Raw genomic sequence first — 24,350 nt, forward strand, 5'->3', positions numbered from 1 at the left:
CGCTCGGATCAGGCGGTGTCTCCTGTGCCGTTCGGATCGAGCAGCGCATGCAGGTTATCGCTGTCGGCGGCTCGCTGGCGCAGGCGCTTGGCGTAACTGGCCTGATTTTTGGTGCAAACCAGAGTATAAGGTCGGCCACGCTTATCTGTCGTCAAGTCCAAATCGCATTGGGCCGTGCGGATTTGGTGGCTGACGTGGTCGCGGGCCTGTTGCCCGGCCTTCAATCGCCAGGTGGAATCGCTCGGCGATTCGAGGAAGCGGCTCAGCTCCTGGCAATGGGTGCACTGGCACTTGAGCTTGGCCGGACGGCGCCAGTCGGCGGGTGGCTCGAGCGCTTCGGCAATGCGCTGGCGCAAGAGCGCAATCATGGCGTCCTTGAGTTGCTCAGCCAGAGGAGTGTTGGCAGCCAGTGGGGCCTCGCCGGTCTGCACTGCGCGCGCGGCTGGGATCAGGATTTGGTCGGGATCATAGGTTTCCGGGTGTGTGAGAAAGCGCTCGAGTGCCTGTTGCGCGAGCGGATTGACTGATGCCGTGTCAAGTGCCCCGTCGAGGTGCTGGAAAGCCGCCAGGGTCGCGGTAACCAGTTCGGGCGTCATCTTTTCTGGCGCACCATAGTAGCTCCGGGCAGGGGGCGCGATCGGCAGCCCGTCGAGGAGTACCATGGCCGCGGGCTTTACCGTCTCGCCGGTCAACTCCGGCTTGCCGGCGAGCACCTTGGCGAGCAGTTCGGCACAGGCACTGGGGTCGCGCTGGGCATTGCCGGTGATCAGGCTGCTCAAAATCGCCCCGGCGTGCTCGGCGGGCAGTTCATCGAGGATGGCTAGCACTGGTACGTTGTCCTGCGCGCTGTAGCCGCCAGCGGCGGCGACCTTGGCGATGAAATCAACCGTGGTGCGGGTATCGCCAAGCCGATGCAGGGCGCTTAGAAAGCGCGCGCTCTTGCCATTGCGGCTGGCAAAGTATGCTGAATGGTCGGACGCTGGCCAACCGGCGCAGATGGCTTGTGCGAGTTGGCGCGCCTCGGCCAGTATCTCGGCATCGGCCCCCGCGCTAGCATCCGCGTCCCCGATTAGCTCGCTCAGCCGAGGCAGGCTGACATCCAGTCCGCCAGCGGCAAGCACGGCACTGCGTTGCCGGCGCGGCCAGAGCACCAGGGCCGCGCACTGGTACTGACGCTCGAAGCTGGCGCCCGCGTTACCGGTGGCTTCGTGGAATTCCGCCTCGGCATCGGCGATCTCCTCGAGCATCGAGGGCGGACAAAGCTCGTGATCGGTGAAGGGCAAGGCCCCCATGGCCGACGAGCGACCATCCGGTCGGCGCCAACTGTGCAGTTCCTGCACCCGCTCGTCCACCTCGCCGACCTCGAGGTCGTCACCCCAGCGACTGTAGCCCGTGTATTCCGCCCAGCCGGTTTCTTGCACACTGAGCATGGCCAGATGCAGATCGCATTCAGAGGCGGCGGCCGCATCCCGCACCACGGCCGCGAGCGTGGCATCGATGGCCTTGAGCGCGCGAAAGCCGAGCTCGGCCTCGGTGTAGGCGTACTCCAGGGGTAGCACCAGCTTGCGCGGCCAGTTGGCTTGATCCTGATGGCCGCCCTGCCCTTCGCCCCGAGCCTGGCCCTGATCGGGCCTTTCGCTCCACAGGCTGAGCAGCCGGGTCAGCTCGGTGCGCGCGCTGTCATGATCCGGTGCTTGGGGCAGCGGGCCGCCATCCCGGCGGACCAAGTTGTAGATCAACGCCAGCCGGCAGCCGTCGGTGATGGGCAACACCTGATGGCGGCAGTCGGCATAGAAGGCGGCGTAGGCGATGGCGGCTGGATCATCGCGGCGCAGATCCAGGCGCACTTCGCGGTCTTGGTGCTGCACGATCAGCTCGCCGCCGCTGAACTCAGAGGGCAAGATCATCACCAGGGTGGCGAACATGCCGGGGCATTTCTCGGTGTCGCGGTGCCGCACAAAAAAGCTGCCGGCATCGTAGATCAGCAGCTTGTAGAGCTCGGCCTCGACCTGACCGGTAACGCCCAAGCCCTCGGCAATGCACGGGAGCAGGGTGGCGAGATCATCTTGCCAGCGTTGCCCCTCGAGCGACAGCTGGGCGGCATCGATCTGCCAGGTGCGTCGCACCTCGGTATCGACCAGGGTCTCGCTGCCACGACCATAGGGCGCTTGCTCGGCGACGCCGATCAGTTGTTGCGCCTGCACCGGCAACAAGGGCAGCGCGATGGTGCCGATACCCTCCACCCGCAGTCGTGGTGGGTGCATGTCGAGCGTGCCGGTGGCATAGAAGTCGCCGGGACGGTCGATACGCTCGAGCAGCGCGGCAAGTTGCTCTTGGATGTTTAGCATGGCAGGTTTCCAGTGTGTCGTTACAAACGCTGGGCCTCACAGCAGGACCCGTTCGATGCCTCGGGACGCTAAATCCTTGATGAACCCCTGCTGCCAGCCCTCGCCAAGCTGGCGACGGGCGAGCTCGACCACAACGTAGTCCGTGTCAAGCCCGGTCTGGTCGGTGAACTTGGCCAAGCCCTGCTGGCAGGCGGGGCAGGAGGTCAGCAGTTTTGCCTGGCCATCAGTTGCGCGCGTTTCGCCGGTTAGCGTTTTCAGCCCAGCCGCCAGTTCCTCGGCCTTGCGCAAGCGCACCTGGTTGGCGATGTCGGGCCTGGCGGTGCCCAGGGTGCCGGCTTCACCGCAGCAGCGCTCAGAGAGTGCCACCGGCTGGCCCATGAGTTTGCTGGCCACCGAGATGGGCTGGTAGGCCTTCATCGGCGTGTGGCAGGGGTCGTGGTAGAGGTATTGCGTCCCGTCGGTCGGGGTGAGCGCCACCTTTTGTTCCATCAGATATTCATGGATGTCGAGCAGTCGGCAGCCGGGGAAGATGCGCTCGAACTGGTAGCGCGTGAGCTGGTCCATGCAGGTGCCGCAGGAGACTAGCACGGTGTGAATGTCGAGATAATTGAGCGTGTGGGCGACGCGGTGGAATAACACCCGGTTTTCCATGGTGATGCGCTGACCGCGCTGTTCTAATCCCGCACCGCGTTGTGGATAGCCGCAGCAGAGATAACCCGGTGGCAGAATGACCCGCTCGCCCTGGTGGTAGAGCATGGCCAGAGTCGCCAGGCCGATGTCCGAGAACAGCCGCTCCGAACCGCAGCCGGGGAAGTAGAACACCGCCTGTTCGTCCTCGCCGTGGGCGCCCTGGGGATCGCACAGAATAGGGATGCGGGTTTTGTCCTCAAGCTGCAGCACCTCCCGATAACCCTGCTTGGGCAGCTCGACCCGGATCGGCCGGCTGACCAGTTGCCGCACCTGATCGACTGGTTGCGGCCGACCGGTGGTGGCGCCGGGGGCCATGGTCGGCCCTTTGGTCAGGCCCAGGCGCGCCGCAAACCGATGCGCCAGGTTGAGACCGGCGAAACCGCCCCGACCCAGCACTCGGCGCAGCAGGCGCACCAGGCGCGGGTCGTGCGCGTTGAGGAACTGCATCGCCGCCCAGGCGCCGGGGTTGCTGCGCTTCTTGCCGCGCTCGACCAGCATGCGGCGCAGACGCATGGTGAGATCGCCAAAGTCGATATTCACCGGACAGGGCGGCTGGCAGTGATGGCAGATGGTGCAATGGTCGGCGATGTCGTTCATCTCGGCGAAATGCCGCTGGGACAGCCCGCGACGGGTCTGCTCCTCGTACAAAAAAGCCTCGATAATCAGGCCGGTGCCGAGAATCTTGTTGCGCGGCGAGTAGGACAGATTGGCGCGCGGCACATGGGTCATGCACTTGGGCTTGCATTTGCCGCAGCGCAGACAGTGTTTGACGTCATCATTCAGCGCGCCGAGCTCAGTCTCTTCCAGAATGATGGCCTCGCGCTCGACCAGCCGCAGCGAGGGGGTGTAGGCCAGCTCCAGTCCGCTACCGGCAAGCAGCTTGCCGGGATTGAAGCGCCCCTGGGGGTCGACCCGCTCCTTGTACGCGGCAAAGGCGGCGAGCCGTTCGGGCTCCAGATAGCGCACCTTGGTGAGCCCAATGCCATGCTCGCCGGAGATGACGCCGCCCAAGTCGGACGCCAGCGTCATGATGCGATCGACGATGCGGTCGGCCTCGTGCAGCATCTCGTAGTCGGCGGAATGCACCGGGATGTTGGTGTGCACATTGCCGTCACCGGCGTGCATGTGCAGGGCAACGAACAGGCGCGCGTCGCGAATCTTGCGATGAATGCCGGCGAGATGCTCGCGCACCGGTTGCAGTTCCTGCCCGGCGAAGAGTTCATTGAGCCGATTGGCGACCTCCTTGCGATAGCTCTGGCGCAGATCGCGGCGCAGCAGCATGGCGAGCAGAGTGTCACCGCGATCGTCATCGGCGCGGATCAAGCCGCGTTCCTTCTCGCGCAGCAACTCGAGGTGGTCGGCGGCCGGTTCGTCGAGTGCGGCGAGTATTTGCTGCCAGCGAGTCCGTGCCTGACTGACAGCCTCCCGCGCCGCCTCGCATTTGGCGGCCACAATGGCCTGCCCTTCGGCCGAGTCTTCGTGGTCCAGGGGTGCCGCCTGCGGCATGGGGCCGGACAGATACTCCAGCACGGCAGCCAGGATGCGGTCCTTGTTGCCAATGGACTGCTCGATATTGATGCGCTCAATGGCGCGACTGTAGTCGGCCAGGCGCCCGAGCGGGATGACCACGTCCTCGTTGATCTTGAAGGCATTGGTATGGCGCGAGATGGCCGCGGTGCGGGCGCGGTCGAGCCAGAAGCGCCGGCGCGCCTCGGGGCTGGTGGCGATGAAGCTCTCGCCATCGCGCGCGGTGACGCTTTCGCGCACGGCCGCAGCCGCAGCTCCCAACGCCGCATCGTCATCGGACACCAGGTCGGCGAGCAGCACCATCTTGGGCAGCTCGCGCCGCGCGGCCTTGGTGGAATAGTTGACCGCACGGATGTAGCGCTCATCCAGATGCTCCAGCCCGGCGATCTGCACCTCAGGCAGGCCATCGATCATGTCCTTGATCTCGACGATGGCCGGCACCGCGCGCTCGAGATCGGCGCCGAAGAACTCCAGGCACAGCGTCAGGGTATGCGCTGGCATGCGATGCAGGATGAAGCGTGCGGAGGTGATAATGCCGTCGCAGCCCTCCTTCTGGACCCCGGGCAGGTTGCTCAGCGCCTTGTCGGTCACATCCTTGCCAAGACCGGCCTTGCGGAAGCTGCCGCCCGGCACATCAATCAGCTCCGGCTCGCCAATAGGCGTCTGGCCATCGGTGGCAAAACGCTGGATACGAAAGCGCACCCGTTCGGCGTCCTGGAGCTTGCCGAGGTTATGGTCCAGGCGCTCAACCTCCAGCCACTGCGCCTCGGGTGTCACCATGCGCCAGGAGGCAAGATTATCGAGCGCCGTCCCCCAGATGACGGCCTTCTTGCCGCCGGCATTCATGGCTACATTGCCGCCGATGCAGGAGGCATCCTGGGAGGTCGGATCGACCGCGAAGGCGAGGCCCTGGGCTTCCGCTCGCTCCGCCACCCGGCGCGTCACCACGCCGGCGCCGCAAAGCACCGTTGGCACAGGCTCGGCCACGCCGGTCAGGACCATGGTCTCGACTTGTGACAGCGTATCGAGCTTCTCGGTGTCGATCACCGCTGTACGCGCAGATAAGGGCACACCCGAGCCGGTATAGCCGGTGTTACCGCCATGGGCAATCAGCGACAGCCCGCAATCGATGCAGGCGGCGACAATGGGCGCGACCTCGGCCTCGGCATCCGGGCTGATGACCACAAAGGGCAGCTCCACGCGCCAGTCGGTCGCGTCCGTGGCATGGGAAACCCGCGCCAGGCCGCCGAACTGAATATTATCCCGCCGGGTCACCTCGGCCAGGCGCTTTTCGATACGCCCGCGCAGCGCCAGATCCTGCTGAAAACCCTCGGCAAAACGCCGCACAGCCTCCCGCCCGGCGTCCAGCAAAGCAGCGGCTTTTTGGTTTTGATTCAGGCGCTGTTCGAACAGATCCAGGCGCTGCTCAAGCCCCTCGATCAACTGCCGCAGGCGTCGCGGGCTATCGAGCAAATCCTCCTGCAAATAAGGATTGCGGCTGACCACCCACATGTCGCCCAGCACCTCAAACAGCATCTGCGCCGAACGCCCGGTGCGCCTTGAGCCGCGCAGCTCTTCGATCAGTCGCCAGCTTGACTCGCCAAGAAAGCGGATCACAATCTCGCGATCAGAAAAGGAGGTGTAATTGTAGGGAATTTCGCGAATACGCCAGGCTGGTGCGGTGGGAGCCATCGGAGCGACGGTGGATGCGGGCTGAGTCATGCGAACAGATTAGGGTTGCTAAAGGGAGTCTCAGTGTAACCCAGGGTTCGGGCAGCCCCCAATGCGATCCGGCAGCCGCAAAGTCAGCCCGCAGCGGGACTGGTCGCACATCGGGTTTGCGAGCGCACCGCTGGCGCATTACCCTATCGCAGCAATGGCCAATGCGTCCCCCCTGGATTCTTTGGCTTAAGGTTTCCCGGCAATCCTGCCGCTTCCACGCTTTATTAGAATGGAGTTTCTTAGCTCATGCGCACCTTCAACCTGATCCCCAACCTGTTGACCACCTCACTCGCGACCCTAGTGCTCGCCACCAGCGCCCTGGCCCAAGAGCCACCCGCCGATGGGCCAACGACACCGACCGCTGCCTTTATGAAAGAACTCGACAAAAATGGCGATGGCCAGGTGTCCGTCGATGAAATCAAGACCCCGCAACAGCAACGCTTCACAGAGACCGACGCCAATGGCGACGGCGCCATCTCCACTGAAGAAGCCAGCGAAGCCTTTGCCAAGCAGGCGCCGCCGGAGATGATGGCAGAGATGAAAAAGCGCGGCATGCCAGACCCAGGCGAAACCTTTGTTCAAAATCTCGACACCGACAAAAACGGACAGGTGAGCGCGGACGAATTCATGCAGCCCGCACTAGACTCTTTCGGGCGCATGGACGCCAACAGCGATGGCGTGGCCAGTGCCGAAGAAGCCACCGCTTTCTTCGATGAGTTGCAGCAGGAAATGCAAAGACGCATGGAAGAAATGCAGCAACAGCACGGGGACATGGCGGCACCACCGGCACAGCAATAACGCAACACCTTGCCACCTGGGCCTTGGCTTACCGCCAAGGTCCAGCGCTGAACCAATCTATTCGGCAAACAACAGCCTGGGGCGTGACTTGCGATTCAGCCATGACGAAGGTCGGGCTTCTTTTGCAAACTCGCCGCCTTAGTTAACCGAGTCACCACGAGGACCATCGTCATGAGCACCGAATCGGCTTCGGACATTCGAAAATACGGCATCATCGCCCAAGGTTTCCACTGGCTAGTGGCGCTGCTGCTGGTGGGCCTGCTAATCACCAACGCCCTGCGCAGCGGGTCGGCGGAAGACTCAGATGCCTTCAAGTTCTGGCTTGGGCTGCACATGTCCTTCGGGATTTTGGTCTTTGGGCTGACCTTCGCGCGCATTTTCTGGGCCAAGATCGCTCCCCCTCCTGAGCTGCTGGATGCACCCCAGTGGTCGGTGCTGGCGGCCAAGGCCGCGCACATGCTGCTGAATCTCTCTACCCTGGCCATTCCCATTTTTGGCTATTTGCGTGTTGCCTCCAAGGACATCCCGGCCAACTTCTTTGGCATACCCGTGCCATCTCTGGTCGGCGATCAGCCCTGGCTGCATCATGTGATGGAGATTCTGCACGGCTCGCCAATGGCGATTTATCTGCTGAGCCTGGTTGGGCTGCATATCGCCGCAGCTCTGTGGCATCAGTATGTGCGCAAGGATCATGCGCTTGAGCGCATGCTGCCCTGGAGCCCGCCAAGAACCTGAGCATTCCAGCATTGGCCTTGGGCGACCTGGAGGTCGCCCCTAGCAACCATCTCTCGCAGCTCACTCGTCGCGCGCTGTTATAGATGCCGCGTCATCATGGCGCGGAAATCAATGCGCGCACGCAGCCGCCGGCACAGCATGAAGGTGCCAACAAACTTCCGGTGCAGGAACAAACTGGACGGATCGGGCAGCTCGCTGAAGGCACCGGCCAGGTATAGCTCGCGCCCGCGCTGATAAATGCGTTCGAACAGATCCGAGGTGCCAAAGTCGTAAATACCCTCAGTACGCAGCATCTCGCCGGACAGGCGCATGAGTTCGGTCAGGGCATCGACATTCTGGCGCGGCGCATCGGCCCTGAGATAACCGAGATCAATGATCGCTTGGTGCATGGCGGGCACATCGTCGGCCATGCCAGCGGCGGCGAGGCGGCGAAACCCCGCGACCAGCGAAGGCGCAATGCGCGCGGTAGCGCCAAAGTCCAGCAACACCACCCGCCCGGACTCCGGCTGATAGAAATAGTTGCCGAAATTCGGGTCCGTCTGTGCGAGCTGAAAGCCAAACAGCTCGCGCAAGGTCAGGTCCGTCAGCGCACTGGAGACGCGATCACGCTCTTGGCGGCTGAATCCTGTCTCTGACAGCCGATCAATCGACACCCCCTCGATATAATCCATCGCCAGCACCTGGGCGGTACTGATATCCCGATGCACCGCCGGCACCAAAAAGGCGGGATCATCGCCAATGCGCGCGCGATAGGCCTCCAGTGCCTCGGCTTCGGCCTGGTAGTCGGCCTCCTGGTGCAGCTGGCGGCGCGCCTCATCAAGCAGCGGCTGCGGATCCATCCCTTTAGGCGCCATGCCTAAGGTGCGGGCGAGAAAGCCCAGATTGTCGATGTCGCTATCGATGCTCTCACGCACACCCGGGAACTGAATCTTCAGCGCCAGTTGGCGCCCGTCCTTGGTCTCGGCGCGATGCACCTGGCCAATGGAAGCCGCTGCGATGGGGGTGAAGTCAAAGCGACGAAAGTTCTTGTTCCAATCCGCCCCCCATTCTCGTTCCAGCACCTGCGCGAGTTGACTGAGCGGCATCGGCTCGGCACGCTCACGCAGGCTGCCCATAATGGCGGCCGCCTCGGGCGTAAACACATCGGCGCCGTCCATGGACATCATCTGGCCCATTTTCATCACCGCGCCGCGCATGCGCGCGAGGCGGTCGGTAAAACGCTGGGTGGCGACCGGACTGAGACGAATGCGGTTGGACTCAGAACCACGCGAGCGCGCCAGTTCCATCAGACCGCGCACGCCAACACCAGCGGCCAGATCAGTGGTGGCGCGACCGAGATGCCACAGGCGACTCAAACGCTGACTGGGAACGGCGCGACCGCCGCTTTCTGAAAAGTGACTCATTGTTGGGTTCCCTAAATTCCGTTGAATGCTTCAGTAAATAGTGCGCCAGTCTGCCCTTTTCGAGTCACCCCCGCCATGACATTCCCCAGTAGCCTGGTCGGAATTCCCTCCTCGCGCGAACACTCCCGCTGCCCCCCCAATGAGCGGGAGTGTCTCTACCGCATGGCGTCTCCTGGGATGGCGGATCTGCGTTCGCGCCCCCGTGCGCGCGGTGCTATCCCAATCGCAAACTGGTTGTCAGTTTGGGTACGGGTAGCGGCCACGGGGGTCTCGGCAGCAGGACGCCCCTGGGAAGCCTACAGGGATGTATTCACGGCGTCCCCCGTGGCCGTCACCCGACCCAGAACGAGCCAAAATCTCAAAGGGTTTTGGTATATAGTCGGGTCATAGCAAAGTGGCAAAGAGCAACAGCCGCCGGAACCGCGCGCGCACTGGAGAAGTTTTCTGGACAAGTCATCCTCTCTGAACCCAGATATGGACCCGGAACTCAGGCATCTGATCGGGGCCGACACCAACAAGGCGCTCGAAATCGCCGAGCGGGTCTGGTGGGTCGGGCATGTGCTGCCGGATGACCCCTTTCAGTGCCATGTTTATCTGCTCGAACAGGGCGATCAGTCTGTGCTGTTCGACCCCGGCTCGCGCCTGACCTTTCCCAGTACTCTGCGCAAAATCGAGCAGGTGATTCCCTTCACCCAGATTCGTTACTTTGTCTGTCACCATCAGGACCCCGACATTACCGCCGCGCTGCCCTTGATCGACGCCATCACCGAGCGTGAGGATGCCGTGGTGGTCACCCACTGGCGTGCCCATGCCCTGCTGCGCCATTACGGACTCAAAATGCCCTTCTGGCTGGTCGATCAAAACGACTGGCGCCTGCCGCTGGTTGATCGGGAGTTGAAGTTCATTTTCACGCCCTATGCGCATTTTCCCGGCGCCATCTGCACCTTTGACCCCAAGACCGGGGTGCTGTTTTCCAGCGATCTATTCGGCGGCTTTACCGAACAACCCACCCTGGTCGCGCGCGGGGAATCCCATATCGAGGCGCTCAAACCCTTTCATGAGCATTACATGCCAAGCAATGACATTCTTGGCTATGCCATGGCGCAGATTGAGCGCTATCCGGTGGAGATCATTGCCGCGCAGCATGGCTCCATTATTCCGCGCTCCCTGGTCCCATTTCTGATCGAACAGCTCAAGCAGCTCGATTGCGGCATTTATCTGCTCGGTCAGGATGACAGCGATATTCGGCGGCTCTCGCGACTCAATGCCACCCTGCGCGACATTGCCGAGACCATGCTGCTGTATCGGGATTTCCGCGACATCGCCACCCGCCTGCTAGAACTGGTGCAGCGCAGTCTGCCAGCGGAGCGCATCGATTATTACACTGCTCTGCCGGATGGGAACATGCTGGTACTCAATCCAGAAAATCGCTTCTCCGGCAGCATTGAATGCGAATCCCCGGAGTTCTGCCAATTCATCGGCCAGGATCGCGAGCAGTGGGTAAGCGCCCATCAGGTCGATCCGGCTTTTATCGATCATCACCAATGCGCTGGCGCCTTTTGTGAGGAATACAGCGGCTCCGGCACGGGATCGCGCATTGCCATTCCGCTGATTGGCCCCTCGCAACAGCGCATCGATGGCTTTGCCATCATCACCCTGCGCGAGCGTATTCCGGTCACCAAGGGTGTCGAGCAGATCGTCAAGCAGCTCGCCGATCCGCTACAGGTGGCCTTGGAGCGCGAGGTTATTTATCGGGAAATCGATCAGGAGCGGGAAAAAGCCTATCAGCGCTCCATTCGGGATGCTTTAACGGGGCTTTTTACCCGCTTTTACATGCAGGATGTGATGAGCCGCCATTGTGCCCTGCATGATCGCGACCCTAAGGCGGAATTCGCCGCCATTATGCTCGATGTCGATCATTTCAAGCGCATCAACGACACCTATGGCCACGGCATTGGGGATCGCGTACTGCAAAGCGTCGCGGCCCTGCTGACCACCTCCAGCCGCGCAACCGATATTGCCGTGCGCTATGGTGGCGAGGAATTCATTGTCTTTGTGGTGGGCCAAGGCCAGCAAACGGCCATGGCCACCGCCGAGCGCCTGCGTGCCTGTCTGATGGCTGCTCCCATTGATACAGGCGGCAAAGAGCCACTCGCCATTACCGCCAGCTTCGGTGTGGCCACACGAGCCCCAGCCGAAAGCCTAGATCAACTCATCAAACGGGCCGATACCGCGCTCTATCGCGCCAAGGAGAATGGCCGTAATCGGGTCGAGGCGGCTTGATGCCCCCTTTTTTGAACGGCGGCCGGACTTGGTCCGGCTTCAATACCCTTGTTTATTGAGCGGACCAAAGCTCCCAAAATGCAAGAACCCGGCGGAAAGCCGGGTTCTTGGGTTTCACATTACCGCCCCTTTTTTAGCCTAGAAAAACATCTTCATCTCTCGGAGCGGCCAGGACTATGAATCAGGACCCGGCATGCATGGCATAGGGCACCAGTGGCAGCAGACAGACTGCTGCCGTCATCCAAAAGCCCAGACGATTTTTTCTACGCAGTGCTTCATCGCTCATAGTCTTACCCTCTAGTGAAAGTGACGCTTTACCGAAAGGCCGATAACAGATTAACCGACCGTCGGGGTAGGAAATTGGCGCTCTTGCGCAGACTTCAACAAATACCCGATTTTCTGAACCGTTTTTCCGGGTCCTGAGGGGCGAGGTACGGGAGATCGAACGGGAGGGCGTGCTTCAGTCAGAAAGGGGTCGAAACACCAGCCGCTCCACCCCTAGGGCGACCACGGCGAAAGCGCGCAGGTCGGTCAGGCCATGGCGTTTCGTCAGGGTGCCGCCGTAGTCGCGGGCCTGGGCTTCGGCCTCATCGAGCTTGGCGGCTACCGCCGGTTGTTTGACCAATGCCTCGCGGGATTCCTGCCGCACTCGCGCGCCGCTCATGCCCAGTTCCTTCAGGCTCAGATATTTGAATTCCAGCAGCAGATCAAGTGCCTGAAAGCGACGCATGTCCGGGCGGACGATCAAGGCAAGATCGGCATAGCCGCGCTCGGTCTCCAGCTCAGAGACGGCCATGTAGAGACGGTCGTCGAACAAGAGGGTCAGGAAGGCGAATTTCACCAGCAACTCGTTGGTCCAGCGATAATCTCGGTTAGACAGCACGGCGAAATAGCTCTGTTCGATCAGCGCGCACAGGGGCGCGAGATCGCCTTGCTGGCCAAGGGCGCGCACGGCGTCGGGCAGCTCGCGTGCGCGTCCGCTCGGCGGCAGCCAGCGTTCGCGCAAACGCTCCACATAGAGCCCGCGCGCCACCAGATTGGGAATGCGCATCTGGCACTCGTTAAAGGAGTTCAAGCCTGCCAAGGTGAGAATGCCAAAGAAATACAGCAAGGACACCATGAAGGGCTGATCCTTCACTGCCGCCAGTACATCGGCGACGCCAAAGCGCTGCACCAGTTCCGGCACCAGCACTCGGTCATCGCCACTTAGCGCTTCGATCAATAGCTCCTCGCCATGGGGTAGCGAGGCGATATAAATCAGCTTGTTGCGATCCATGGCCAGGTTTTCATCGAGCATCTGCCGGGGGTATTTGCCTTGGGTGAACAGCGCGTCGAAAAAGTACAGGCTCAGAGTGGGGTTGTAGAGACTTTCCTCGGCCTCCTCGCTAAAGCGATAACCGTTGTAGAAGGTGCGCATGGTCGCCAGCGCCTTGTCCGCAGACCAATCGCCTCCTTCTTGGGTAAGCTGGTTCAAAACGGCAGCCACTTCCCCCTCGGTAAAGCCGCACAGGTCGTTGAATTGGGGCAGCAGGAAAATATCCTTGCCCACGTTGTAGCCGCTGGTCATGTCGCTCAAGACCACGGGCGAGACGCCGGTGATGAACACCCGATCAAGTCCCTGCCCGCCAGCAGCGGCCTTAACGGACTTGAACACCGTTTTCATCAAGCCTTCGCCCTGGAGCAGCGTTTGGTAACGATCCTGCCCGCCGGGCTGGGCGGCCATCAGTACCTCGTTGGCGAAGTTGTCGTATTCGTCGATCAGCAGATAGAGTTTGTGGGGAGTTTGGGAAAGGACACTCAAGAGTGTCTCCCAAGAGGTGAGGGAATCCTCGGGATGGATCTGAATCGGTTCTGGCAATCGCTCGCGATAGCGCCGGGCGAAGGCACGAATGCGCCCGTTGATGTGCCGATGCAGCGCCACTTCAATATCGCCGATCTCCCCATGCGCAGCGACCAGCGAGAAATCCCATTTGAGCACGAAAAACTGATTGCGCAGAGGCGTCGGGTTCTGCCCCACCGCCAGGGTGGCGAACAACGCATCGAATTGCTCGGAGCGGTTCAGATCGTAATAGTGCTCCAACATGGAGAGCAGCAGGCTTTTGCCGAAGCGGCGCGGGCGCAGGAAGATAAGCTGCCGCCCGGTGTTCTCGAGCGCGGCCAGACGGTCGGTGCGGTCGAGGTACCAGTAACCCTCCTGCCTCAGGGTGCCAAAATCGCTCAGACCATAGGGAAAGTGCATGGTTGCTCTGCTCCATGGCGGGGACAAGTTGCCTCAGCATAGCACTGCTGCGGCCTCGGCTGGCTGGCTGGCCGGCCCGGATTACACATGCAAGACCTTGCGGATGATCATTACCAACCCATGAGCAAAATGGGCCGGCTGGCACTTCAGGCACGCAACGCCTATACCGAAACCCTTTGAGATTTCGGCTCGTTTTGGGCCGGGTGACGGCCACGGGGGACGCCGTGAATACCTCCCTGTAGGCTTCCCGGCGGCGTCCCTGATCCGATCAAGGGCCGCCGAGACCCCCGTGGCCGTCACCCGACCCAAAACCGATAACCAGTTTGCGATTGGTATAACTCGCGTCCGGCGGTCAGCTGACGAGTGCTGAGGATATTGCCGAAGAATTGCGCCAGCGCGGAGGCGAACGACCCGATGCCTGAAATTCGCACCAGCGATTCTGTCGCACGATTGGTGCGCGATCAAGCCCGCCCAATGCGCGGGTCGATCCATAAATACAACACATCTGTTAGGGTATTGACGCCGACATAGATCAGGCTGATCAGCAGCACGCAGCCCTGCACCACGGGGTAGTCGCGGGCTTTGATGGCGTCGACCAGCAGGCTGCCAATGCCGGGCCAGGAGAAGACGGTCTCGGTGATGACGGCACCGCCGAGCAGGCCGCCGAGTTGCAGACCGAGCAGGGTCAGGATGGGCAGGGCGGCGTTGCGCAGGGCATGACGCCAAAGCACGGCGGATTCATTCAGGCCCTTGGCGCGAGCGGTGCGGATGTAGTCCTCGCCCAGCACCTCCAGCAGGCTAGCGCGCACCATGCGGGCCAGCAGCGCGGCCAGTCCGGTGCCAAGTGTCAGCGCCGGCAGGATGAGGCTATTCCAGCCCTCGCGGCCACTGACTGGCGTCCAGCCAAGCCACAGGGAGAACACCAGTATCAGCATGGGGCCGAGCCAGAAATTGGGCACTGCCATCCCGAGCACCGAGAAGCCCATGGCGGCAGAGTCGAGTGGCCCGCCCTGGTGGCGCGCCGCCAGCACGCCGAGCGGCAGGGCGATGAGGACTGCCAGTGTCAGCGCGGCCAAAGTCAGTTGCAGGGTGGCGGGAAAGCGCTCGGCGATCATGTCAGCAACCGGGCGCTGGTCGGTCAGGGACTGGCCCAGGTCGAGCCGCGTCAGCCCGGCGAGATAATCCAGGTATTGCACCGACAGTGGGCGGTCCAGTCCCAGATGGGCGCGTAGCGCGGCCAGGTCGGCGGGGCGAGCACTCTCGCCGAGCATCGCCTCGACCGGATCGCCCGGCACCAGATGCAGGAGCAAAAACACCAGGGTGGAGACGCCCAGCATCACCACCAGGGTGGCGCCCAGACGCCCGAACAGCGCCCCGGCCATCAGAGGCAGCCTCCCCAGCCGAGATCAAGCGGAAAGGGACCTGGCTCAATGCGCACCGGAGTGCCCATGGGCGTGCGCGCGAAGAGCTCCAGCAGGTCGGGGTCGCGCATACGGATGCAGCCATGGGAGCGCGGCACACCCATGGGCTCGGCGTCCGCGCAACCGTGAATGTAAATGAAACGACGCAGCGTATCGCAGTCGCCACCGCGATTGCGACCGGGCTCCTGCCCGCTAAGCCATAGAATACGGGTGAGAATCCAGTCCCGGTTCGGATAACTCGCCGCCAGCTCGGGGCTGTAGATTTCTCCGGTCGGCCGCCGGGCGCGAAACACGGTGCCGGGTGGGCAACCATCGCCAATTTTTAACCGCACTCGGTGCAGGCCGAGCGGCGTGCAGCCGCTGCCGTTGCGCTCGCCGGGTCCGTTCACGGCGGTTGAGATGGGGTAAAAATGGCGCAACCCGTCGCGACCAAGCAAGGCGAGCCGCTGCTCGGCAAGCGAGATCCACAGCGCCACGGCTAGCTCAGGTTGGCCCCCCTGCACTCCCTGCCCAGCTTGCTGCTTGAGCCCCTGCCCTGGTCCGCGCTTTGGCGAAATCTGCTCACCCATGGCCGGCTCAGGCATCGAGACACTTGCCCAGCACCTCGAACAAATCAGGCGAGATGCCATCGCGCGCACGCAGCCCTTCCAGCTCGGCGCGCATCAGCGCCTGACGGCTGGCATCATGGCGGCGCCACTGGGTGAGCGGATGCAAAAGCCGCGAGGCCAGTTGCGGGTTGAGCGGATCGAGGCGCGCGACTTGTTCGGCCAACAACCGATAACCGCCGCCGTCGGCAGCGTGGAAGCAGACCGGATTGCCAGCGGCGAAGGCGCCAATCAGACTGCGCACCCGGTTGGGGTTGCCGATGGAAAAATTCGCGTGCCTGAGCAGTTGCTTGACGCGGCCCAAGGTGCCCGGCGCGCTGGCCTGAGCCTGAATCGCAAACCATTTGTCCAGCACCAGCGCGTCCTGCGACCAGCGTTGATAGAAATCGGTCAGCGCTTGCTCGGCCAGTTCGGCTTGATCGGTGTCGCGCAGGCGGATGAGCCCACGCAGTCCGGCGATGCGGTCAGTCATGGTGGCGGCGGTCGCATACTGGCGTTGGCATAGGGCAAGAACCGCATCATCGGGCGCGCGCATCAAGTAGCCCAGACACAGGTTCTTGAGCGCGCGCCGGCCCATGGCAGCAGGGGAAAGATCCGGCTCGCGATCGGTCGAAGCTGCGGCCTGATCCGTCACCGGCTCGAATCGATGCAGCGCATGATAGCGCTCGAGCAGATCGGCGCGCAGGGCAGTGGCGACCTGCACCATCAGCGCCTCGCGCGCGCGGTGGATGCCATCGACATCCACCGCTTGCATTTGATCCCCCAGATAGGACTCTGAAGGCAGTGCCAGCACCTCGGCGAGCAGCGCCGGATCGGCCTCTTGGTCACCCAGCGCGGCGGCAAAGGCGTCGATGAAGGCTTGCGGGGGCGGCGTGTCGGGTGTCACGACCATGGCCAGCAGCACCCGCTCGGCCAGTTGCTGGGCGGCATTCCAGCGCGCCACGCCGTCTGGGTCCGCAGCCATCAGGCGAGTCAGTTCCTCGTCAGAATAGGGAAAACGCAGCTTAACTGGTGCTGAGAAGCCGCGCAGCAGCGAGGGCACCGGGCGCTCGCTGAGCCCCACGAACTCAAACACCTGCCGCGCCTCGCGCAGCTCCAGTACCCGGGTACCGGGCCCGATTGGCGCGGGCTCGCCGGCCAGTTGCACCGGGAGTTCTCGTCCGTCGGTACCGATCAGCCCGAGCGCGAGCGGCATGTGCCGCGGTGACTTCTCGGGCTGGCCCGGGGTGGGGTCGGTGTGCTGGCGCACTTCCAGCCGATAAGTGCCCTGCCCTGCCTCCCAGTCCGCCGTGCACTCGAGCACCGGCGTGCCGGCCTGCTCATACCAGCGGCGGAATTGGGTCAGGTCCAGGCCGCTCGCGTCTTCCATGCAGCGCACGAAATCTTCAGTTGTCACCGCCTGGCCGTCGTGGCGTTGAAAATACAGATCGGTGGCAGCACGGAAACGCTCGGGACCAAGCAGTCGCGCCTGCATGCGCACCAGCTCGGCGCCCTTCTCGTAAACGGTCGTGGTGTAGAAATTATTAATCTCAATATAACTGCTCGGGCGCACCGGATGCGCCATGGGCCCGGCATCTTCCGGGAACTGGCGCGCGCGCAGGGCACGGACATCAGCGATGCGTTGGACATCGCGCCCGCCCTGGTCGGCGCTGAATTCCTGATCCCGAAACACAGTAAAGCCTTCTTTCAGGCTCAACTGGAACCAGTCGCGGCAGGTGATGCGGTTACCGGTCCAGTTGTGAAAATATTCGTGCGCCACCACCGACGCGATGCCGGCAAAATCCTGATCGGTCGCGGTCTCGGGGCTCGCCAGGACATACTTGGCATTGAAGACATTGAGCCCCTTGTTCTCCATGGCGCCCATGTTGAAATGGCTGACGGCAACAATCATGAACAAATCCAGATCGTACTCGCGGCCATAGTGCTCCTCGTCCCAGCGCATGGCGGCTTTCAGCGAGCGCATGGCATGGCCGCATTTATCGCGATTTCGCGGCTCCATATAAAGGTGCAGCGCGACCTCACGACCGGAGGCAGTGGTGAAGCTGTCCTCGATGCGCGCCAGATCGCCGGCCACCAGGGCGAAGAGGTAGCTCGGCTTGGGGAAGGGGTCTTCCCAGCGCGCCAGATGGCGGCCACCGGGTAGAGTCTCTTGGTCGATGGGATTACCATTGGACAGCAGCACCGGATAGCGCGTCGCATCAGCGACCAGAGTGACGGCAAAGCGCGCCATCACATCCGGGCGGTCGAGAAAATAGGTCATCCGCCGAAAGCCCTCGGCCTCGCACTGAGTGCAAAGCATGTCGCCGGAGATATATAGCCCCTCAAGCGCGGTGTTGGCGGCAGGATGAATGCGCACACGGGTGCGCAACTGGAAGCGATCCGGCACCCGTTGTACGACCAGCGTCCGCTCGTCGACAACATACTCGACCGGCGGCAGCGCCCGGTCATCAAGCGCGATTTCCAGCAACTCCAGCTGTTCACCATCCAGGCGCAGCGAGCCATCGCCGCGCTTGGCAGCCGGATTGCGGCGAATCTCAAGCGCTGCGCTGACCAGGGTCTCGACGGCGTCGAGATCAAAGCGCAGTTCGGCGCGGTCGATCAGGAACTCGGGCGGCTGGTAATCTTCCAGCCGGGTTGGCTTGGGGGTGTCGCGATACATATCGGGCGGCTTCCTAAACTTGTTATCCTGAGGCGGGGTCGCACGCGCTGAGCGAGCGCGGCCTCATGGGTATTAAACCAGATCAGTCGAATCGAACGCACGATGGTCAAAATTGAAATGTACAGCACCGCCTTCTGCCCGTACTGCGTGCGCGCCCGGCGGCTGCTGACTAAAAAAGGGGTGGAATTCGAGGAAATCCGCATCGATCAAGACCCCTCGCAGGAGGCGGTGATGATCCAGCGCAGCGAGCGCCTGACGGTGCCGCAGATTTTCATCAATGGGCACCATATCGGTGGCTATGATGACATGGCCGAGCTCGACATGGATGAGCGGCTCGACCCGCTGCTGCTCGGGGAAGACCCGGCATGAGCGCAACGCCCGATGCGCCCGGAGCCAGCCAGCGGCTGGACAAATGGCTGTGGGCTGCGCGATTTTTTAAAACCCGGCAACTCGCGATCACCGCCGTGAGTGGTGGCAAGGTGCAGGTGGACGGCCAACGCTGCAAGCCAAGCCGCGCGCTGCGCCCCGGCAGCCGCGTGCACATCCAAAAAGGCGAACTGGCCTGGGAGATCGAAGTTCGCGCTCTGGCCAAACAACGCCGCCCGGCAAGCGAGGCAGCGCTTTTGTACGCCGAGGACGAGGCCAGCCGATTGCGCCGCCAGGAACTCGCCCGCGCCGCGCGCGAGAATGCCCAGCACGGCCCACGCCCACAGGGTCGCCCCACCAAACGCGACCGGCGCCAGTTGCAGGCCTTTCGAGAAACGCGCCGCGAGGAGTGAGAAACGCCTACCACGCCCACACACTCATCACTCCTCTCCAGGCACTCTTCCGCTCCCTGACACCAGATCCGAAACAGCATGGACTCCCAGGCACTGCGCGAAACCTACGATGAAATCAACGAATGTGCCTGCCCCTATGAAAAGGCGATTCTGACCGGCCAGTGCGACTGTTCGCGCGCCAGTCGCTTCTGCCTGGCCGAGCGCGAAGGGGTGCGTTGCAATGCCGAGCCGGCGCGAACGCGCTGTGCGGCGCTGCTCGAGATTCTGCGCACCCAGGCCCGCTTTACCCTAAAAACCCTGGATCAGCAGTCCGCACTGGCTCACAACAAGGCCCTGCGGGTCCAGGTTGGCGGTCTGCAAGGCCTGCACAAGGCGCTCTGGCCGGCACGCAAACTGCCCTTGATGGTCGGCGACATCGACGCCTTGATCGAACGCGCCATTGCCGAATTTGGCCGTCTTGACGCCCTGCCCTTCGGCCAGATCGTGCAGCAGATCGCCGCTTATCAGGCACGACGCCGGCGGCGGTCGCGCTAGTTTTCTGACCGGAAGTGCCGGTTATCAAAGCGCCCCAATTATGAGAAACCATCATGGCATCGAATGACGAAACGTTTTTCAGCTTCAACCGCTATGCCCTGGTTGGTCCTGGATCAATTGGCGGGAGCGGGGGCTAGGGGCGCAATTGGGGGCAATGCTGGGGGCTCAGCCGGAGGCGCAATTGGGGGCGGACCTGGCAGCAGTCCAGGTTCCTGAGCAGCGGCGCCGGCAGCGGGTTGCTCGGCTGGCTGATCGGGATTCTCAGCGGTTCCCTGGGCGGCTGCGGGTTCTGGAGTTTGGTCGCCAGCCTGATCAGCGACCGGTTCTCCGGCCTGATCAGCGACAGGTGCGCCAGGCTGATCAGCCGCTGCGTCCGCCGGCTCGGGCTCGGCGGCCTGTCCGTCAGCTCCGGCAGCGCCTGCTGCATTCTGACCAGCTTCGGCAGCGCCCGGTTCTCCCGCAGGCGGCTCCGCACCGGCATCTGGTGCCTCTGCGTCTGGCGCGGGCTCTTGAGCTGCGGCGTCCGCCTCGGCTTCGCCTTCTTCGGGAAGCTCCCGGACCAGGCGCAGATGGACGATATTGCGCTGATTGCCGCTAAACTCCTTGCCAAAAGCGAAACCAAGCTGGCCAGCGCGAGGGGAATTGTCCGCCTCAGCGGAGTCGAACCAAAACCAGCCCGAAGGTGTGTTGGGGAAGAGCGACAAATTCACGGCCGGGAAAAAGCAGCCGGGCTGGATGATCTGGCGCAGTTCGTCGAGCTTGGGGATACGCCAGTCATCAAAGCCCGCGAAGGTGCTGTTCTCGGCGATCTCGAGCGCACGCTCCCAGGACAAATAGGCCAGACGACCCTCACGACAGCGCTCGCCATGCAGACCTTCGGGGCATTGCTTCCAGACAAGGCGATTTTGCTCGTCGCCGACGATCCCGTCTTCGCTCAGTTTCCAGCGTTCTTCATCGAACTTGTCCTCTGGTCCGCGACCACAGTCGAGTCCCTGGGCCGGAGCGCCAGGCTGGGCCTGGGCGCCGGGCTGGGGCTGAGCCCGGCCTTGGGCTGCGACCAGGGTCGGCAGCAACCAGAGCCCGATCAGCAGCACTGCGCGCAGTCTGAACGCGCGCCCTGGTGACAGACAGAAAAGCTGACTAGGCAATTGACATCCCCGGCGTTTCAGTCACGCGCGGTGCGCAAGCAGGCAATGGCCGCCTGCAAGGGTTCGACCACTGGCATGAGCTTGCGCCGCATCAGGGTGCCGAGAGTGGTTGGGTCCGGCAGCACCGGGCGCAGAGTGGCGTAGCTAACACCCGAGAGCAGGCGCAAGGCAGACATCTCAGGGCCAATGCGCGGCAGGCATGCCAGGCAGACGGCGCACGCGGCTTTGACCTCAGCTTCGGCTGCAGTAGCACTCGATTCAGCGCCATTGGATGCAGCACGACTGGATGCATCTTCTTTGGCGAAGGCATCCGCCTCGGCCTGGAGTTCGGCTAGCGATAGCCTGGGCTCGCCTTCCGGGCGCATCGGGCTGAAATACTCACGCATAAGGTCAAAGGTGGCAGTGACCACGTCCTGGTTGGGCGGCTTGGCCAGCACCCGTGAGAGACTGTCAAGAAACCGCTGGCCGCCACCGCTGGCGCAGCGCAACAGCAGACGCGCGACCGGGTTGCCCTCTGCGGCGAGCGGGGCCAGCACCTGGTCGAGTTGCTCAATGTCGGGTCGCGGCGGCAGCGGTTCAGGCAGGTCATCCGGCAGCGCGCGCAAGAACCCGAGCAGATAGGCCTGTTTGCGCGCGGCTTTCTGCCATAGATCCTGGCGCTCCTCGGGGCTAATCAGGCCCGGCTGCAACACCAAGCACACGGACTCCATCATCCGGTCGCTTTCGGTCTCGAACGGCAGAAATTCAATCAGATAGGTGGCCAGTTCGCCGCCCAGCCCACTGCCGGCGATGACCGGGTTGGCAAGCATTCGCCGGGCGTTCTCGGCGTCTTCCATCGCCCACCAGGCGCGGCGGGCAAGTTCCTCTGTCAGCCCAGGCGAGCAAACCGCCGCAACCACGGCCTCGGGCTCGCCGAGCATTAGCAGTTGCTCCAGGCTTTCATCGCGCATCTGGCCCATGCGCGTCCAGCGGCGCAGGTAGACCGGATAGCCGCCGGGGGAGCCCAGAATATTGCCTGAGATCAACTCGCGCACGGCGCGCAAGTAGGGCTCTGGACGGCCGGTAGGATGCAAGGAGACACTAAGCTCGCCTTTGTCCGACAGGCAGGAGACGATAAGTTTTGACTCATCAATGCGAATGGCGCGCGGCTTGTTGGCGAGCAGCACATTAAGGCGCAGATTGTCTTCGCTCGACAAGTCCAAGGGTGGGAACCTTACTGTGAATCACAGGAATTCATTATCCGGGATGGCCGGGGTCATGAGCCTTAGGATGGTTATAACGAAACCCTTTGAAATTTCGCCTCGTTCTGGGCCGGGTGACGGCCACGGGGGACGCCGTGAATACTTCCCTGTAGGCTTCCCGGCGGCATCCCTGATCCGATCAAGGGCCGCCGAGACCCCCGTGGCCGTCACCCGACTCAAAACCGAAAACTCCTTTGCGATTGGTATAGCCGGTGCAGTGCCCCCGCGCTCAGGCGTCGCTCGGAGGCTTGTAGGTTGGATCCTTGGGGTTGAGAAAAATGAAGTGCTGATTTCCGTCATCCAGGGTGACAAAATCCATCACCGCCGTATCGAGCAGGGGCACGAACTCGGGCGCCATAACGATATCCACGCCCTCGGAGGTGAAGCGGATGTCATCCTCGCCGATCTCATCGAATCCCATGCGGTAATCGATGGAGCCGTCCGGTTTCTGCACGGCTGCCAGTCGCAGGGAGAACCCCTCGGTTCCCCCTTGTTTCGCGGCTTTCGCGACCTGTTCAGCCGCTGTTGGAGTCACTTTGAACATACGCCGGATTTCCTGTCGTCTGTCACTGAGTCCTGCCCGGGCCTCCGCAACGGGCAGCCACCCGAAGAAACCACAGGTGGAGTGCAAAAGGTTGTTGGTGGCATGGCCATTTTCAACCGTGCCGGAGCGCGCGTTCGCACGGGTATATTGTTCCTGACTCTCATGGCCCCGGCGACACCGGAGAATGATTCCATATGATTCACGGTCACCATTGTCTCAGGCGATGGTGTCCCGAGCAATCAGCCGCAGCGCTTCAGCCACCAAGCGCGCGTTGAATGCTGGTGACAAAACGCTGCGGCCAGCAATTGCCCCCCACTCCGCGCAGATGGGCATAGCTGGCCAACAGGTGTTTGTGCACAATGCCGTCATGTTGACCGTCCACCCCGGTGCCGCGCAAGACCTGATAGGCATAGCTCCAGTCTGGATCGGGGCTGACCACGGCGGAATGATGGAACTCATGTGCGTTAACATCGCCCTTGTCGCCCGCGCCCGGCCAAGGACAGGCTCCGGTCTCGCGCAGGCGCACATAGCCGCGTCCCTGGGGCTTGGCATGCATGGCCACATCGGCATTGAGCACGGCACACATATCCGCCGAGCGGCCGTTCCAGTGCAGCTGGCGGCAAAGGTACATCAGCCCCCCGCATTCGGCATAAACCGGCTTGCCAGAGGCGATGAAATCGGCCACAGCAGTGCGCAAACTGCGATTGGCGGCAAGTGCCTCCATGTGAAATTCCGGAAAGCCACCGCCGATCAACAAGGCATCCACGCCCGGCAGCTCGGATGATTGCAGCGGACTAAAGCTCAGCAGTTCCGCACCGGCTTGCTCAAGCGCAGCAAGATCGTCCGGATAATAAAAGCCGAAGGCAGCATCGCGCGCGATGCCGATTTTGATCCCTGATATCGGCTTGGCATCGGCCCCGGCTGCCGGCGTTGCACTAGCAGACGCGGTTTGGGCTAGCGGTCCAGGCTGCTCGGTTGCCGCAATCGCCAGCAGAGCGTCGCAGTCGACATGCTCGGCAACACGGGCGCGAATCTGCTCAACCTTGTGGCCGGTGGCCTGAGCCTCGTTGCTCGGCACCAACCCGAGATGGCGCTCGTCGATATCCAGCTCCGCCAGGCGCGGCAGCATGCCGAGCACGGGTAGATCAGTGTAATGCTCGACCACCCGAAGCAGATTTGCGCCATGACGGCCACCGCCGATGCGGTTCAAAATCACCCCGGCAATGGGCAGCTGGGGGTCGAACGCCTGGAAGCCCAACAGCAGGGGCGCGATGCCACGGCCCAGGCCCTTACAGTCGATCACTAACACCAGGGGCACGCCCAGCAGCTTAACCAACTCGGCATTGCTGCCGGCGCCATTCATGTGGACGCTGTCGTAGAGGCCGACGTTGCCCTCAATCAAGCGCAGATCGCTGCCCCGGCCATCGCGCTGAAAAGATGCGCGAATCTCATCGGCAGCCATGGTGTGAAAATCGAGATTGAAGCAGGCGCGCCCGGCGGCCAGCGCGAGCCACATGGGGTCGATGTAGTCAGGGCCTTTCTTGAAGGGGCTGACCTTCAGGCCGCAACGCCGCAGCTCAGCCGTGAGGCCGATGCTCAGCGTGGTCTTGCCGGAGGACTTGTGCGCTGCGGAGAAGTAGAGGCTAGGCATTGAGGTCGGGCCGGTCGGCTCGG

17 protein-coding genes are annotated in these 24,350 nt (G+C 62.7%); 6 read left to right on the plus strand and 11 right to left on the minus strand.

Going from position 1 to position 24,350, the window contains the following annotated elements:
- Positions 1–8 precede the first annotated feature (8 nt).
- Together Thiofri_RS19215 and Thiofri_RS19220 are read right to left on the minus strand one after the other, a co-directional pair.
- The gene (locus Thiofri_RS19215) at positions 9–2,348 is read right to left on the minus strand and encodes a 2OG-Fe(II) oxygenase (protein WP_009147757.1); all 2,340 of its coding nucleotides are present in this window, start codon (positions 2,346–2,348) and stop codon (positions 9–11) included.
- Positions 2,349–2,384: 36 nt separating this feature from the next.
- On the minus strand, positions 2,385–6,287 hold the full coding sequence (locus Thiofri_RS19220; RefSeq protein WP_009147758.1) for a DUF3683 domain-containing protein: 3,903 nt from the start codon (positions 6,285–6,287) through the stop codon (positions 2,385–2,387).
- 246 nt (positions 6,288–6,533) lie between these two features.
- Between Thiofri_RS19220 and Thiofri_RS19225 the strand changes: the two genes are divergently transcribed.
- The gene (locus tag Thiofri_RS19225; protein ID WP_009147759.1) at positions 6,534–7,085 is read left to right on the plus strand and encodes an EF-hand domain-containing protein; all 552 of its coding nucleotides are present in this window, start codon (positions 6,534–6,536) and stop codon (positions 7,083–7,085) included.
- 171 nt (positions 7,086–7,256) lie between these two features.
- Entirely contained in the window at positions 7,257–7,820 is a 564-nt protein-coding gene (locus Thiofri_RS19230; RefSeq protein ID WP_009147760.1) for a cytochrome b, read from the plus strand.
- A 77-nt stretch (positions 7,821–7,897) separates the two neighbouring features.
- Here the strand turns inward: Thiofri_RS19230 and Thiofri_RS19235 are convergent, their stop codons facing one another.
- Positions 7,898–9,223 carry an ABC1 kinase family protein gene (locus Thiofri_RS19235; RefSeq protein ID WP_009147761.1) on the minus strand — a complete coding sequence of 442 codons (1,326 nt, stop codon included), beginning with the start codon at positions 9,221–9,223 and terminating at the stop codon, positions 7,898–7,900.
- Between the two features lie 474 nt (positions 9,224–9,697).
- Here Thiofri_RS19235 and Thiofri_RS19240 point away from each other — a divergent pair, with 474 nt between their 5' ends.
- On the plus strand, positions 9,698–11,506 hold the full coding sequence (locus Thiofri_RS19240) for an oxygen-binding di-iron domain-containing protein (RefSeq protein ID WP_009147762.1): 1,809 nt from the start codon (positions 9,698–9,700) through the stop codon (positions 11,504–11,506).
- Positions 11,507–11,966: 460 nt separating this feature from the next.
- Here the strand turns inward: Thiofri_RS19240 and Thiofri_RS19245 are convergent, their stop codons facing one another.
- The 4 genes from Thiofri_RS19245 to pepN all read right to left on the minus strand — a co-directional run bounded on the left by Thiofri_RS19245 (position 11,967) and on the right by pepN (position 18,430).
- Positions 11,967–13,745 carry an AAA family ATPase gene (locus Thiofri_RS19245; RefSeq protein ID WP_009147764.1) on the minus strand — a complete coding sequence of 593 codons (1,779 nt, stop codon included), beginning with the start codon at positions 13,743–13,745 and terminating at the stop codon, positions 11,967–11,969.
- Positions 13,746–14,206: 461 nt separating this feature from the next.
- A complete protein-coding gene (nikB, locus tag Thiofri_RS19250) occupies positions 14,207–15,127 on the minus strand; it encodes a nickel ABC transporter permease (protein WP_009147765.1) in 921 nt (306 codons plus the stop codon).
- Positions 15,127–15,735 (minus strand): L,D-transpeptidase, encoded by a 609-nt coding sequence (locus tag Thiofri_RS19255; RefSeq protein WP_009147766.1) that lies wholly within the window; start codon positions 15,733–15,735, stop codon positions 15,127–15,129. The genes nikB and Thiofri_RS19255 overlap by 1 nt, the downstream gene beginning before the upstream one ends.
- Before the next feature lie 7 nt (positions 15,736–15,742).
- Entirely contained in the window at positions 15,743–18,430 is a 2,688-nt protein-coding gene (gene pepN / locus Thiofri_RS19260) for an aminopeptidase N (protein WP_009147767.1), read from the minus strand.
- A 102-nt stretch (positions 18,431–18,532) separates the two neighbouring features.
- Between pepN and grxC the strand changes: the two genes are divergently transcribed.
- The 3 genes from grxC (at position 18,533) to Thiofri_RS19275 (ending at position 19,743) form a co-directional block, all read left to right on the plus strand.
- Complete coding sequence (gene grxC, locus Thiofri_RS19265) at positions 18,533–18,799, plus strand: glutaredoxin 3 (protein ID WP_009147768.1); 267 nt, start codon at positions 18,533–18,535, stop codon at positions 18,797–18,799.
- On the plus strand, positions 18,796–19,209 hold the full coding sequence (locus Thiofri_RS19270) for an RNA-binding S4 domain-containing protein (RefSeq protein WP_009147769.1): 414 nt from the start codon (positions 18,796–18,798) through the stop codon (positions 19,207–19,209). The genes grxC and Thiofri_RS19270 overlap by 4 nt, the downstream gene beginning before the upstream one ends.
- Positions 19,210–19,287: 78 nt before the next feature.
- The gene (locus tag Thiofri_RS19275) at positions 19,288–19,743 is read left to right on the plus strand and encodes a hypothetical protein (protein WP_009147770.1); all 456 of its coding nucleotides are present in this window, start codon (positions 19,288–19,290) and stop codon (positions 19,741–19,743) included.
- A gap of 113 nt (positions 19,744–19,856) precedes the next feature.
- On the opposite strand, the gene Thiofri_RS19280 is transcribed toward Thiofri_RS19275, so the two are convergent.
- From Thiofri_RS19280 to Thiofri_RS19295, 4 genes are all read right to left on the minus strand, one after another.
- Complete coding sequence (locus tag Thiofri_RS19280; protein WP_009147771.1) at positions 19,857–20,891, minus strand: Lcl C-terminal domain-containing protein; 1,035 nt, start codon at positions 20,889–20,891, stop codon at positions 19,857–19,859.
- 17 nt (positions 20,892–20,908) lie between these two features.
- Positions 20,909–22,093, minus strand: coding sequence for a hypothetical protein (locus Thiofri_RS19285; protein ID WP_009147772.1), 1,185 nt, complete (start codon positions 22,091–22,093; stop codon positions 20,909–20,911).
- A gap of 268 nt (positions 22,094–22,361) precedes the next feature.
- Complete coding sequence (locus tag Thiofri_RS19290; protein ID WP_009147773.1) at positions 22,362–22,676, minus strand: HesB/IscA family protein; 315 nt, start codon at positions 22,674–22,676, stop codon at positions 22,362–22,364.
- Positions 22,677–22,929: 253 nt separating this feature from the next.
- The gene (locus Thiofri_RS19295) at positions 22,930–24,327 is read right to left on the minus strand and encodes a cobyrinate a,c-diamide synthase (protein WP_009147774.1); all 1,398 of its coding nucleotides are present in this window, start codon (positions 24,325–24,327) and stop codon (positions 22,930–22,932) included.
- Positions 24,328–24,350: the final 23 nt, after the last annotated feature.

Origin of the sequence: Thiorhodovibrio frisius (genome assembly GCF_033954835.1) — a bacterium.
In the GTDB taxonomy this organism is placed as follows: Bacteria; Pseudomonadota; Gammaproteobacteria; order Chromatiales; family Chromatiaceae; genus Thiorhodovibrio; species Thiorhodovibrio frisius.